The organism is Acinetobacter sp. CAU_H_60, assembly GCF_058599385.1.
This window is the reverse complement of the sequence record NZ_CM178653.1, coordinates 2947827-2960335: the sequence shown is the minus strand read 5'-3', so window position 1 is coordinate 2960335 and position 12509 is coordinate 2947827. Positions and strand designations below refer to the sequence as shown.

The window sequence follows — 12509 nt, the reverse complement described above, 5'->3', positions numbered from 1 at the left end:
TTTGCATCATTTAGGATTTAAAAAGAATGAACCAATATCAAACGGTGTGTGAGCAGTTGCAGCAAACACCGAAAACCTGGTTAGTCACTGGTGTTGCAGGCTTTATCGGCTCTAACCTGCTGGAAACTTTGTTAAAACTGAATCAGAAAGTGGTGGGCCTGGATAACTTTTCCACCGGTCATCAGTATAATCTGGATGAAGTTCAGTCACAGTTCAGTGCCGAGCAATGGGAAAATTTTCAATTTATCAAAGGCGATATCCGTAATTTGGCGGATTGTCAGCAAGCCTGTGCAGGCGTAGATTATGTCTTGCATGAAGCGGCACTGGGTTCCGTGCCACGTTCGATTGCTGACCCGATTACCACCAATGAAACCAATATCAGCGGTTTTTTGAATATGCTGACTGCGGCACGCGATGCTGGCGTTTCCAGCTTTACCTATGCGGCGAGCAGTTCGACTTATGGCGATCATCCAGCGTTGCCTAAAGTGGAAGAACATATTGGTCATCCATTATCCCCTTATGCCGTGACCAAATATGTCAATGAGTTATATGCTGATGTGTTTGCTCGTGCTTACGGTTTTAAATCGATTGGTCTGCGTTACTTTAATGTTTTTGGCAAGCGTCAGGATCCGAATGGCGCTTATGCAGCGGTGATTCCAAAATGGACTGCATCGATGATTGCCGGTGATGATGTGTTCATTAATGGTGATGGTGAAACCAGTCGTGATTTCTGCTTTATTGAAAATACGGTACAGGCCAACATCTTGGCAGCCACTACCACCGATGAAAATGCCAAAAATCAGGTTTACAACGTCGCAGTGGGTGATCGTACTACCTTGAATGAACTGTATCGCGCCATTCAGAATGCTTTAGCTGAAAATGGTGTGCAGTACGATAAGGATCCAATCTACCGTGATTTCCGCGCCGGTGATGTGCGTCATTCCCAAGCCAGTATTGCCAAGATTCAGCAACATTTGGGCTATGCGCCGCAATATAAAATTGCAGAAGGCATTCAACTGGCCATGCAGTGGTATGTTCACAATCTGACATGATTGCGCGTCTGTTCGCCAAATACCAATCTGTTGGTTTAATTACGCTAAGTTTACTTGTAGGTGCGATAATGACATTTATCGCACTTCCTGTTTTAACGCGTCTGTATTCGGTGCAGGACTTTGGCGAGTATGGTGTCGCTCTGGCCGTGGTCAGTGTTTTATCCACGGTGGCTAATTTACGTCTGGATCAGGCTTTACTCATTGCAGAAGAGCAGGAGAAAAAAAGCCTGATTTTTGAGGGAAGCATTTTTTCTCTGGTTCTGACCCTGATCAGTGGCTTAGTATTATGTTTTATCTTTCACCTGAATATGGTGGTAGCTATCTGTAGTGGCGTTCTGGCCAATACCCTGATCCAGAGCCTGTATAACTATAAATTTGCTGCGCATGCCGAATATTTTTGTGCCGGGCTGAATATTTTTCGTAGCCTGATTGTGATTGCAGCGCAGCTGAGTTTGCCACTGCTGATAAGTATTGCGCTGATCGATAGTTATATGATTAGTTCAGTCATCATGATCATCATCGTGGTGCTATATATTTCGAAAAATCAACTGTATCAGGTCAGCTGGCAGGTATTTAAAAATTATAAAGATTTTGTCTATGCTAATACCCCCCATGCCTTATTAAATAGTTTTTCGCATAACTTGCCGTATTATGTGGTGTCGCATTTTATCGGTGTGCAGGCAATGGGTTTTTATGCCATTGTCGAACGAACCTTAAGGGTGCCGATTAATCTGATTTCGCAGACTTTACGTCAATTTTTTATCCGGCTGTTTAAAACCACGCCAACCAATAAACCGGCTTTAAAAAGTAGCGTGCTACTTAGCGTAGTGTCTTTGCCCCTATTTGCCATTTTCTTTGTCATACCGGAATCTTTGTACCTCTGGATTTTTGGCAAGGAATGGGTTGGAATTTCACAGTATTTCCAGATTTTAGCTTTGGGATATTGGGCGATTTTCTGTAATCCGCCAAGTTCTGCTTATCTGGTCGCGCGGCGCAATAGCAAGGCATTGTTTAAATTGCAGATTGTCGAGTTGTGCATTAAATTTATTTTATTTGCCGCTCTGTATCTGCTGTTAAGTGACAAGCTGTATATGTTGCTGGCGGTGCCGGTCGCGTTGATTTTCTATAACTTTGCCATTTTATATGTAGTGTGGAGAAGCAAAGTATGATGTTTTTTAAAGCCTTGAAAATCATGCATTGGTTCACTGCACAGTGCCGTAAGGCAATCTATAACTTGGCCTTCAAGACCCGATTCCGATATTTTGGCAAACATTCGACTTTGGAAATTAGCGGTCAGGTTAAAATCGGCAAGAATGTTTATATTGGCGATTATGTTAGCATCATTGTCGAGCCGGGTGCGAGTCTCACCATTGCGGATCATAGCTTTATTGGTGAAAACTGCTACATCAAATGTTTTGGCGGCAAGATCGAAATTGGTCGAGATGTCAGCATTAATTCCAAGTCCTATATCAATGGCTGTGGCGGGGTAAAAATTGGCGACAATACTCGGATTGGCACACAAAGCATCATTATCGCCAGCAACCATAAATTTGGTGAGCCAGATGTACTGGTTAAGGACCAGATCACCAAGCAGGGAGTCAGTCTGGGTAAAAATATCTGGCTGGGAGCACGGGTCACAGTGCTGGACGGTGTAACGATTCTAGACAACAGCGTGATTGGTGCCTGTAGCTTGGTCTCCAAACCGCTGACAGAAGCAGGCGTCTACGTTGGGATCCCGGCGAAAAAAATAAAATCACTCTGATTGAGCATCCGTATCCCTGAATCTAATTTCAGCGTAAAATATTTGGCTTGATCTTTTTCCATTGAGTTTTTGCAGCCCTATGGCCTTTATTCTTTCTGCGTTTCATCTGCTGTTTGATCTGTTCTATTTTATGGCTAAGGGCAGTGTGGCCTATGCGCGTAAAAAGGGTGTGACCGTAGGTGAGCAATGCCGGATCTATATCAAAAACTGGGGTTCAGAACCATTTTTAATTTCACTCGGCGATCATGTCACGGTGACCTCAGGCGTAAAATTTATTACCCATGATGGCAGTACCTGTCTGGTGAAAGACAGCCAAGGTAAACGCTATCAACGTTTTGCGCCGATTCAGGTGGGTTCTCATGTGTTTATTGGCGTGAATAGTATCATTATGCCGGGCGTGAGCATCGGCTCGAATGTAGTGATCGGTGCCGGCTCTGTGGTGACCAAAGATATTCCGGATAATAGTGTCGCGATTGGTGTGCCAGCCAAAGTGGTGTCCAGCTTTGCGGATTATCAGACCAAGATCCAGGCGACCTGTGCCAGTGATAGCGATCTGGTCGGTATTCAGGACTATGCCGAACGGGTACAGCGCGCTATCGAAATTCAAGCCTCTAAAACCTCCCATTAATTTTTAAGTCAGGTCTGATTATGTTGAATAAAGTGATGTTCTTTTTGCCGACGCTGGGTGGCGGTGGTGCGGAGCGCACGGTGATTCAGCTGGCCAACAGTTTTGCCGAACAGGGCCTGAATATTCATCTGGGTGTGTGTGACCTGAATGGAGTCAAGGCAAAATTACTGCCGGAAGTTAGCCCGAAAATCCAGTTGGTGAATTTTGACTGCGGCCGTGTTGCGAATGCGATCATGCCATTAAAACAGAAACTGCAGGCTGAGCAGTATGATTGTCTGGTGGTCACACAAACCCATACCAATATTATTGCCGCTTTGGCCAAGAAACTGGCTGGGGTGAAGACCCGGCTGATTTTCCGGGAAGTCTCTACGCCGTCTAAAAATATGAAAACCCAAGGCTTGGCAAAATTTATGTTAAAGACCTTGGTGAATTTTACCTATCCGATGGCACAGCAGGTGGTTTGTGTTTCCAAAGGCGTCGAGCAGGATTTTCGGGAATATTACAGCTATAAAAAGCCCAATTTAAGTGCCATTTATAATCCGGTACTAGACGATGCCTATTTTGAAAAACTAAAAGTACCCGTCCAGCACACATTCTTTGATGGCAACAATAAAGTGATTCTAGCTGTTGGTCGTCTGACCGAAGCCAAAAATTTTGGCTTTTTGATCCGCTCCTTTAAAGACTTACATGAACAGCATCCAGAAACTCGCTTGCTGATTCTAGGTGAAGGTGAACTCCGTACTGAATTCGAAGCGCTTATTGCTGAGTTAGGTCTGATAGACATTGTCGATTTGCCAGGATTTGATTCCAATCCCTATGCCTATTTTAAATATGCTTCGCTGTTTGTGCTTAGTTCCAACTGGGAAGGTTTGCCAGGGGTGTTGATTCAGGCGCTGGCATCCAAAGTCAAAGTCGTCGGCACTAACTGCCCAAGTGGCCCGATGGAAATCCTGGACAATTCCAGATTTGGGCTGCTGGTGGAATGCAATGATCAGGCAGGACTCACCCAAGCCATGCAGAAAGCAATCTTTGGCGATTATGTCAGCTATGCAGAGCAGGATTTTGCGGCACATATCCAGCAGTTCCATAAATCGACTGTGTTGCAGCAGTACCTGCAGATGATGGAGCAGGTCGCATGAGCAAGCCGACCATGGTACATGTGATTACCAACTTTGCTGGTGTTGGTGGTGCAGAGATGATGCTGTCGCGTCTGATTCAGGCGACTGAGCAGCAATATCAGCATGTCATCATTGCCTTGATGAAAACTTCTGAAGTCTATCAAAGTACGTTGGACCGCTGTCAGGCACATTATGCCTTGGGCTGGAATGGAATGAATACGTTTGGCACCATCCAGAAACTGAGAGTTTTACTCAAACAGCTGAAACCGCAAACGCTGCAGTGCTGGATGTACCATGCCAATGTCTTGACCAGCCTGAGTGTGATGGGTTTAAAGCAGAAACCGAAAGTGATCTGGGGTATTCATCACTCACTAGCTTCGCCGAAAGATGAATCCATCAGTACCAAACTGGCTTTAGGCTTAAGCAAATTATTATCGGCTCAGCCCCAAGCAATTATTTACTGTGCTCATTCTTCAATGCAGCAGCATCAGGCTTTTGGATTTAATAATTTAAACAGTCATGTAATTGCCAACGGGGTGTATCTGGACAAGTTTCAGCCTAACCCGGAAATGCATGATCCCATCGTGATTGGTTTTGCTGGACGTTATCACCCAGCCAAAGGCTATCCCTATCTGTTTGAAACGATGGCTAAACTGAAAGATCAGCCAGTTGTATTTCGAATTGCTGGTGGGGGAGCCAGTTTCAATAATCCTGAAGTCAAAGCCCTGTTTGAACAATATCAGTTAGATCAGAACAAAGTGGAGTTGCTGGATCAGGTTTCCGATATGCCAGCCTTTTATCAATCTATTGATGCTTTCCTGATGACTTCAATTACTGAAGGTTTTCCCAATGTACTGGTTGAAGCGATGGCCTCTGGTTTGCCATGTATCAGTACTGATGTGGGCGATGCTAGTTATATCGTGCAGGAGATGGGGAGTATCGTGCCGCCACGTGATAGTGATGCCTTAGCCCAAGCGATTTTAAAGTATCTCCAGTTGAATATTGCTGAAAAACAGAATTTGAAACAGGCGACACGGCAGCGGGTAGAACAATATTTCAGTATCGAAACTGTCAGTCAGCAATATATGCAGGTATGGAGCCAACAGGCATGAAATTTTTAATGATCAGCAGCTTTTTACCTTCAGTGCTGAATTTTCGTGGCAAGTTATTGGAAGCTATTGCCGCGCGCGGTTTTGAAATCCATATCATGGCACCGGAACTGTCCAGCTTCGCCGAAGAACATCAGCAGCTGCTACAGCTGGGTTATCAGGTGCATGAAATTCCAATGCAGCGCACAGGTACCAATCCGCTGGCAGATCTGAAACTGTTAAAGCATATGTATCAGCAGATCTGTCGAATTCAGCCGGATTATGTGCTGTCTTATACCATTAAGCCGGTGATCTACGGCACCTTGGCAGCTTGGCTGGCTAAAGTGTCACATCGTTTTGCTTTAATTACTGGTCTGGGCTATGCCTTTCAGAATGTTGAATCGGGTCAACGCAGCCTGTTTCAGAAAATGGTCCATGGTCTGTACGCTCAAGCTTTAAAACATGCCGATAAAGTCTTTTTTCAGAATCCGGATGACTTAAAGCTGTTTCAGGACATGCATTTACTGCAAAACAATAAGCCAACCGTAGTAGTAAATGGTTCCGGGGTCAATGTACAGGACTTTGATGTCATGCCATTGCCAGTGAATGGAAAAGGTCAGGTTAAAGCCTCCTTTCTGCTCATTGCCCGTTTATTGGGGGATAAAGGCGTACGTGAATATGCCGAGGCAGCACGAATCATTAAAGCTCAATATCCTGAAACAGAATTCCATCTGGTTGGCTGGATTGATGATAACCCGACTGCGATTTCTCAGGCTGAACTGGACAGCTGGATTGCAGAAAAGACCATTAATTACTGGGGCAGACTCAGTGATGTACGGCCGGCGATTGCAGCCAGTTCGGTGTATGTCTTGCCATCTTACCGTGAAGGTACGCCACGGACTGTACTGGAAGCCATGGCGATGGGACGTGCGATCATTACCACCGATGCACCAGGTTGTCGTGAAACGGTATCGCATGGTGTAAATGGTTATTTGGTCGGGGTAAAATCAGTCGATGATTTGGTACACAGCATGCAGTATTTTATTGAAGATCCAAAACTCATTGAACTGATGGGGCAACGTTCACGTGAAATTGCCCTTAATAAATATGACGTGCATCAGGTGAACAAACACATGCTTGATGAAATGGGAATTTCAGCATGATCAAACGCATTTTAGATATCACGATTGCATCGACCGCTTTAATTCTGCTGTCGCCGGTGTATTTTATTGTGGCACGTAAGGTGAAAAAGAATTTAGGTTCGCCTGTGTTATTTCGTCAGGTGCGTCCAGGCTTACACGGCAAACCTTTTGAAATGATTAAGTTCCGCACCATGAAAGACGCGTTTGATGCGGAGGGCAATCCATTACCCGACAGTGAACGTTTAACGCCGTTTGGCCAGATGCTGCGTTCCACCAGTCTGGATGAGTTGCCAGAACTGTGGAATGTGATTAAAGGCGATATGAGTATCGTCGGGCCACGTCCGTTATTGATGGAATATCTGCCGCTGTATAATGCTGAGCAGGCGAAACGGCATCATGTCCGTCCAGGCATGACCGGCCATGCACAGGTGAATGGTCGCAATGCCATTTCTTGGGAAGAAAAATTCCGTCTGGATACCTGGTATGTGGAACATCAATCGCTTTGGCTGGATTTAAAAATCATGCTGAAAACCATTAAAAAAGTTATCGCCAAGAATGATATCAGTGCCGAAGGCGAGGCAACCATGAGCAAATTTACCGGCACTCCGGATCAAAAATAATGACAAAATTGTATGCAATTTATGGGGCTTCCGGCTGTGGCCGTAGCCTGATGCCGGTGGCACGGCAGCAACTGACACGTGACAATAATCCATCTGAAATCGTGTTTATTGATGATGCTTTAACTGAGGTCAGCCAGATTAATGGTCATCGTGCCATGAATTATGCAGCATTTATCAATGAATCTGCAGAGGTTAAAGCGGTGCAGATCGCGATTGCCAATAGCCAAGTTCGGGAAAAAATTGCCCAGCGTTTGCTACAGGATGGAATTCAGCTCTGGTCGATTCAGGCGGATAACGTGATCTTAATGGATCAAGTGACTATTGCCGCAGGTGCAGCTCTTAGCCCATTTGTCACGATTACCTCGAATATTAAAATTGGTAAATGCTTTCATGCTAATTTATACAGTTATGTAGAGCATGATTGTGTGCTTGGGGATTTTGTTACCTTTGCACCAGGGGTAAAATGTAATGGCAATATTCATATTGAAGACCATGCCTATATCGGCGCCGGAGCCATGATCAAGCAGGGCACACCAGATCAGCCTTTGGTGATTGGTCGTGGCGCAATCGTCGGTATGGGTGCTGTAGTCACCAAAAGTGTTCCAGCCGGCGTGACTGTGGTCGGCAATCCGGCTCGCATTGTCGAGTCTAAATAAATCTCTCAACCAGGAAATACCCATGTTAAACACTGCATTTGAGCCGTGGCCAAGCTTTACTCAAGAGGAAGCAGACGCGGTATCAAAGGTTCTTTTGTCAAATAAAGTCAATTACTGGACCGGTCAGGAATGCCGTGAATTTGAAAAGGAATTTGCGCAGTTTGTGGGAACAAAACACGCCGTTGCGGTGGCTAATGGCACGGTTGCGTTGGACGTAGCGCTGAAAGCCTTGGGAATCGGGGCAGGGGATGATGTGATTGTCACTTCACGGACTTTCCTTGCTTCAGCAAGCTCGATTGTTACTGCTGGTGCTAATCCTGTCTTTGCCGATGTGGAGTTGGATTCTCAGAATATTTCCCGTCGTACTATTGAAGCAGTCCTGACGCCAAATACTAAAGCGATTATCTGTGTGCATCTGGCAGGCTGGATGTGTGATATGGATCCAATCATGCAGCTGGCTGAAGAAAAAGGCCTGTATGTGATTGAGGATTGTGCCCAAGCGCATGGTGCCATGTATAAAGGTAAATCTGCCGGTTCTATCGGACATATCGGTGTCTGGTCCTTCTGTCAGGACAAGATCATGACCACCGGTGGTGAAGGCGGTATGGTCACCACCAATGATGAACATCTTTGGAAAACAATGTGGTCTTACAAAGACCATGGTAAAAACTTTGATAGCGTTTATAACAAACAGCATCCACCAGGTTTCCGTTGGTTACACGACTCATTTGGCACCAACTGGCGCATGATGGAAATGCAAGCGGTGATTGGTCGTTTGCAACTGAAAGAAATGCCGGAATGGACAGCAAAACGTCATGCCAATATGGCACGCATCCAAGCCGTATTTGAACATAGTCCTTATTTTACAGTCGCTAAACCATCATCTGACTATGTACACGCAAGTTATAAATGTTATGTGCAAGTCAATATCGATGCTTTGCCTGAAGGCTGGTCACGTGATCGCATTATGGCGGAAATCAGTGCGCAAGCGGTGCCATGTTTTAGTGGTTCATGTTCAGAAGTGTATTTAGAAAAAGCTTTTGATGAGACACCTTGGCGACCAAAAACACGTTTAGCCAATGCGAAAGCTTTAGGTGAAAGCAGTCTGATGTTCTTGGTGCATCCAACACTGTCTGAACAGAGCCTACAAAAAACCGTAGATGCGATTCAAAGCGTGATCGCCAAGATTCAAGCCTAAAACAGCGTATAATCACCCTGTGCTTTTTCAGCCAAGATAACTGAGCCTCAATGAAAGATTTTATTCGTTCGATTGCATCCTTACCGCGTCGCCAAAAACAAGTGGTTTTGGTGACCATGGACATGTGCATGTTGCCACTGATGATGTGGCTGGCCTATGCCATTCGTTTGGCACGTCCAAATGTGACCGTGATGCAAGGGCTTGAGGCTTGGTATATCTATGTGGCGATCGCAGGCGTACTGATTTTTGCCTTGCTCGGGATTTACCGTGCGATTGTACGGTCATTTAACGAAGATTATTTACTGCGTATTTCGATTGGGACATTTATTCAAATTGTGGCGTTATATGCTATTAAAAAATTAGATGTTGCTTTTATTCCGATGAGTATTCCACTCATGTACGGCTTTATGCTGTTTTCTTACATGTGGTGGAGTCGCGCAGTGATTCGTTATGCGACACTTAAAACCTTTGCTAAAAAACAAACCCGTAAACGCGTGGCGATTTATGGGGCAGGGCTTGCAGGACAGCAAATTGCGGCCGCATTAAACCGTTCCGATGATTATCTGCCCGTGTGTTTTATTGATGATAAAAAATCATTGAAAGGGCAGTCTTTAAGTGGCTTAAAGATTTACTCCCCGAAAAAAGCGCAAAAGAAACTCGGAAAATTTGGTATCGAAGAAGTTTTACTCGCGATGCCATCGGTGGGGCGTGCGCGTAAAAAGGAAATTATTGAATCCTTTGAAGCCACTGATGTCAAAATCATGGAGTTGCCGGGTGTGACTCAATTGGTTGATGGCAAAGTCAAAGTCTCTGATATCCGTGAAGTGGATATTATTGATTTACTCGGTCGTGATCCTGTACCACCGAAGCCTGAACTATTAGAAAAAAATATTAAAAATAAAGTCGTGATGGTCACAGGGGCAGGGGGGTCGATTGGCTCAGAACTGTGTCGTCAGATCGTCAAACATCAGCCTAAAATGCTCGTGTTATTTGAGATGTCTGAATTTGCTTTGTATTCGATAGATCGAGAATTGCACACTTCAGGTGTGCAGGTCATACCAGTTTTAGGTTCGGTGACGAATCAAACAAAATTGGAACGTGTTTTGAAGCATTACAGCGTGCAAACGGTTTACCATGCTGCAGCATATAAGCATGTGCCTTTGGTTGAAGCCAATCCTTTTGAAGGTATTTATAACACCTCTATTGGTACACAGCGTAGTGTTGATGCTGCTGTGGCACAAGGGGTTGAAACTTTTATGCTGATTTCAACGGATAAAGCAGTACGCCCAACAAATGTCATGGGTGCATCTAAACGTATGGCGGAGTTGTATTGCCAAGGTCTAGCATCCACAAATCCTAAGACACAAATCAGTATTGTACGTTTTGGTAATGTTTTGGGTTCATCAGGTTCTGTTGTACCACTGTTTAAAAAGCAAATTGCACAAGGTGGTCCTGTCACAGTGACTCATCCTGATGTGACACGTTACTTTATGACCATTCCTGAAGCTGCGCAGCTTGTGATTCAGGCGGGTGCAATGGGTACAGGTGGCGATGTTTTTCTACTTGATATGGGGGAATCAGTTAAAATTGTAGACCTTGCAAAACAAATGATTCGCTTAAGTGGTTTTCGACCTGTTGATGAAAATGGTATAGGGGATATTGAAATTCAGTTTACAGGGTTACGTCCAGGTGAAAAGCTGTATGAAGAGTTATTAATTGATACGGATCATGTGGAAGCTACACAGCATGAAAGAATTTATAGTGCATTTGAACTCTCCATAGACTATGGAAGAGTATCAGAAATTTTTAGAGAATTTGACTTATTATGTAGTACTCAGAAAGATTTGGTATCTATACTTAAAATATTAGAAAAATATGTAATTGGTTATGAGTTGAAAGAAAAGCATATTAAGCAGGATGAGGTATAATTTATTTGGTTAGGTATTTTAGGCTGATAGTATGTTCTGAGATAAATACCTACTCATTTGATCCTATTTTTGATATAGTTTGACCTCATAAAATTATGTCTACACCATCTAATTAACTTATACAAATTGATTAAACAGGTAGAGTTTTAATGTTAAAATTGACCGTTGTTGGTACTGGGTACGTAGGTCTGTCAAATGCGATGCTCTTTAGTCAACAACATCAAGTTGTTGCATTGGATATTGATGAAAATCGCGTAAGACTATTACAAGAAAAAAAATCTCCGATTCAAGATCAGCTAATTGAAGAATACTTATCAAAAGAGATTAACTTTAAAGTAACTTTAGATAAATCAGAAGCATATAAAGGTGCTGATTACATTATTATTGCGACTCCAACGAATTACGATGAAAAAACAAATTATTTTGATACAAGTTCAATTGAACAAGTTTTAAATGATCTAAATGTATTAAAAACTTCGGCAGTTATCATTATTAAATCAACAATTCCTGTTGGTTTTACCACAAAAGCTCAAACGCTTTTCCCAAATCTTAAAATTGTCTTTTCACCTGAATTTTTACGTGAGGGTAAAGCCTTATTTGATAATTTGTATCCATCACGCATTGTTGTTGGGGATAAAAGTGAAGTCGGTCAAAAGATTGCTGAACTTTTTAAAAATGCAAGTTTAAAGCCAGAAGTTGATATTGCATTAATGGATTCCACTGAAGCAGAAGCAGTGAAATTATTTTCAAATACTTATTTAGCGATGCGTGTTGCTTATTTCAATGAATTGGATAGTTATTGTGCTTTGCGAGGGTTAAATAGCAAAGATATTATTCAAGCAGTAGGCTTAGATCCACGCATTGGAACGCATTATAATAATCCTTCTTTTGGTTATGGTGGTTATTGCCTACCGAAAGATACCAAGCAGCTTTTAGCGAACTATAAAGACGTACCACAAAGTTTAATTTCAGCCATTATTCAATCAAATACGACACGTAAAGACTTTATTGCGGATGAAATTTTAAAACGTGAGCCAAAAGTGGTGGGCATTTATCGTCTTGTGATGAAAGCAGGTAGTGATAACTTTAGGCAGTCTGCAATTCAAGGCATTATGAAGCGTTTGAAGGCAAAAGGCATAGAGGTCATTATTTTTGAACCTAATTTGGCACAAGATAATTTTTATAACTCAAAGGTTTTAAAAGACTTTGCAGAATTTAAAAGACGAGCAGATGTCATTGTGGCAAATCGTATGGTTTCTGATTTGGATGATGTGCTAGACAAAGTGTTTACACGTGATTTATTTGGCGATAACTAAT

At 43.3% G+C, this 12509-nt stretch carries 12 protein-coding genes; all 12 read left to right on the top strand.

What is annotated here, in order from left to right; all coding sequences use genetic code 11:
- Nucleotides 1-26: 26 nt before the first annotated feature.
- The 12 genes from AC4MBN_RS14110 to AC4MBN_RS14055 all read left to right on the top strand — a co-directional run bounded on the left by AC4MBN_RS14110 (nucleotide 27) and on the right by AC4MBN_RS14055 (nucleotide 12508).
- The gene (locus AC4MBN_RS14110; protein ID WP_491880420.1) at nucleotides 27-1052 is read left to right on the top strand and encodes an NAD-dependent epimerase/dehydratase family protein; all 1026 of its coding nucleotides are present in this window, start codon (nucleotides 27-29) and stop codon (nucleotides 1050-1052) included.
- A 68-nt stretch (nucleotides 1053-1120) separates the two neighbouring features.
- Entirely contained in the window at nucleotides 1121-2221 is a 1101-nt protein-coding gene (locus AC4MBN_RS14105; RefSeq protein WP_491880419.1) for a lipopolysaccharide biosynthesis protein, read from the top strand.
- Nucleotides 2218-2814, top strand: coding sequence for an acyltransferase (locus tag AC4MBN_RS14100; protein ID WP_491880418.1), 597 nt, complete (start codon nucleotides 2218-2220; stop codon nucleotides 2812-2814). Before AC4MBN_RS14105 ends, AC4MBN_RS14100 begins: the two co-directional genes overlap by 4 nt.
- A gap of 79 nt (nucleotides 2815-2893) precedes the next feature.
- Nucleotides 2894-3442, top strand: a complete 549-nt coding sequence (locus AC4MBN_RS14095) for an acyltransferase (protein WP_491880417.1) — start codon at nucleotides 2894-2896, stop codon at nucleotides 3440-3442.
- Nucleotides 3443-3462: 20 nt separating this feature from the next.
- A complete protein-coding gene (locus AC4MBN_RS14090; RefSeq protein WP_491880416.1) occupies nucleotides 3463-4581 on the top strand; it encodes a glycosyltransferase in 1119 nt (372 codons plus the stop codon).
- Nucleotides 4578-5672: a glycosyltransferase gene (locus tag AC4MBN_RS14085; protein WP_491880415.1), complete on the top strand. Its 1095-nt coding sequence runs from the start codon at nucleotides 4578-4580 to the stop codon at nucleotides 5670-5672. The genes AC4MBN_RS14090 and AC4MBN_RS14085 overlap by 4 nt, the downstream gene beginning before the upstream one ends.
- The gene (locus tag AC4MBN_RS14080; protein WP_491880414.1) at nucleotides 5669-6811 is read left to right on the top strand and encodes a glycosyltransferase family 4 protein; all 1143 of its coding nucleotides are present in this window, start codon (nucleotides 5669-5671) and stop codon (nucleotides 6809-6811) included. The genes AC4MBN_RS14085 and AC4MBN_RS14080 overlap by 4 nt, the downstream gene beginning before the upstream one ends.
- Nucleotides 6808-7410: a sugar transferase gene (locus tag AC4MBN_RS14075; protein ID WP_491880413.1), complete on the top strand. Its 603-nt coding sequence runs from the start codon at nucleotides 6808-6810 to the stop codon at nucleotides 7408-7410. The genes AC4MBN_RS14080 and AC4MBN_RS14075 overlap by 4 nt, the downstream gene beginning before the upstream one ends.
- Complete coding sequence (locus AC4MBN_RS14070) at nucleotides 7410-8066, top strand: NeuD/PglB/VioB family sugar acetyltransferase (protein ID WP_491880412.1); 657 nt, start codon at nucleotides 7410-7412, stop codon at nucleotides 8064-8066. Before AC4MBN_RS14075 ends, AC4MBN_RS14070 begins: the two co-directional genes overlap by 1 nt.
- A gap of 22 nt (nucleotides 8067-8088) precedes the next feature.
- The gene (locus tag AC4MBN_RS14065) at nucleotides 8089-9264 is read left to right on the top strand and encodes a DegT/DnrJ/EryC1/StrS family aminotransferase (RefSeq protein WP_491880411.1); all 1176 of its coding nucleotides are present in this window, start codon (nucleotides 8089-8091) and stop codon (nucleotides 9262-9264) included.
- A 50-nt stretch (nucleotides 9265-9314) separates the two neighbouring features.
- The gene (locus AC4MBN_RS14060) at nucleotides 9315-11192 is read left to right on the top strand and encodes a polysaccharide biosynthesis protein (RefSeq protein ID WP_491880410.1); all 1878 of its coding nucleotides are present in this window, start codon (nucleotides 9315-9317) and stop codon (nucleotides 11190-11192) included.
- Between the two features lie 149 nt (nucleotides 11193-11341).
- Nucleotides 11342-12508, top strand: a complete 1167-nt coding sequence (locus AC4MBN_RS14055) for a nucleotide sugar dehydrogenase (RefSeq protein WP_491880409.1) — start codon at nucleotides 11342-11344, stop codon at nucleotides 12506-12508.
- The last annotated feature ends 1 nt before the right edge of the window (nucleotide 12509 follow it).

Bases quoted from the DNA above. Each gene is read 5' to 3' on its own strand.
- AC4MBN_RS14110 (WP_491880420.1), top strand. From the start codon at position 27: ATGAACCAATATCAAACGGTGTGTGAGCAGTTGCAGCAAACACCGAAA.
- AC4MBN_RS14105 (WP_491880419.1), top strand. From the start codon at position 1,121: ATGACATTTATCGCACTTCCTGTTTTAACGCGTCTGTATTCGGTGCAG.
- AC4MBN_RS14100 (WP_491880418.1), top strand. From the start codon at position 2,218: ATGATGTTTTTTAAAGCCTTGAAAATCATGCATTGGTTCACTGCACAG.
- AC4MBN_RS14095 (WP_491880417.1), top strand. From the start codon at position 2,894: ATGGCCTTTATTCTTTCTGCGTTTCATCTGCTGTTTGATCTGTTCTAT.
- AC4MBN_RS14090 (WP_491880416.1), top strand. From the start codon at position 3,463: ATGTTGAATAAAGTGATGTTCTTTTTGCCGACGCTGGGTGGCGGTGGT.
- AC4MBN_RS14085 (WP_491880415.1), top strand. From the start codon at position 4,578: ATGAGCAAGCCGACCATGGTACATGTGATTACCAACTTTGCTGGTGTT.
- AC4MBN_RS14080 (WP_491880414.1), top strand. From the start codon at position 5,669: ATGAAATTTTTAATGATCAGCAGCTTTTTACCTTCAGTGCTGAATTTT.
- AC4MBN_RS14075 (WP_491880413.1), top strand. From the start codon at position 6,808: ATGATCAAACGCATTTTAGATATCACGATTGCATCGACCGCTTTAATT.
- AC4MBN_RS14070 (WP_491880412.1), top strand. From the start codon at position 7,410: ATGACAAAATTGTATGCAATTTATGGGGCTTCCGGCTGTGGCCGTAGC.
- AC4MBN_RS14065 (WP_491880411.1), top strand. From the start codon at position 8,089: ATGTTAAACACTGCATTTGAGCCGTGGCCAAGCTTTACTCAAGAGGAA.
- AC4MBN_RS14060 (WP_491880410.1), top strand. From the start codon at position 9,315: ATGAAAGATTTTATTCGTTCGATTGCATCCTTACCGCGTCGCCAAAAA.
- AC4MBN_RS14055 (WP_491880409.1), top strand. From the start codon at position 11,342: ATGTTAAAATTGACCGTTGTTGGTACTGGGTACGTAGGTCTGTCAAAT.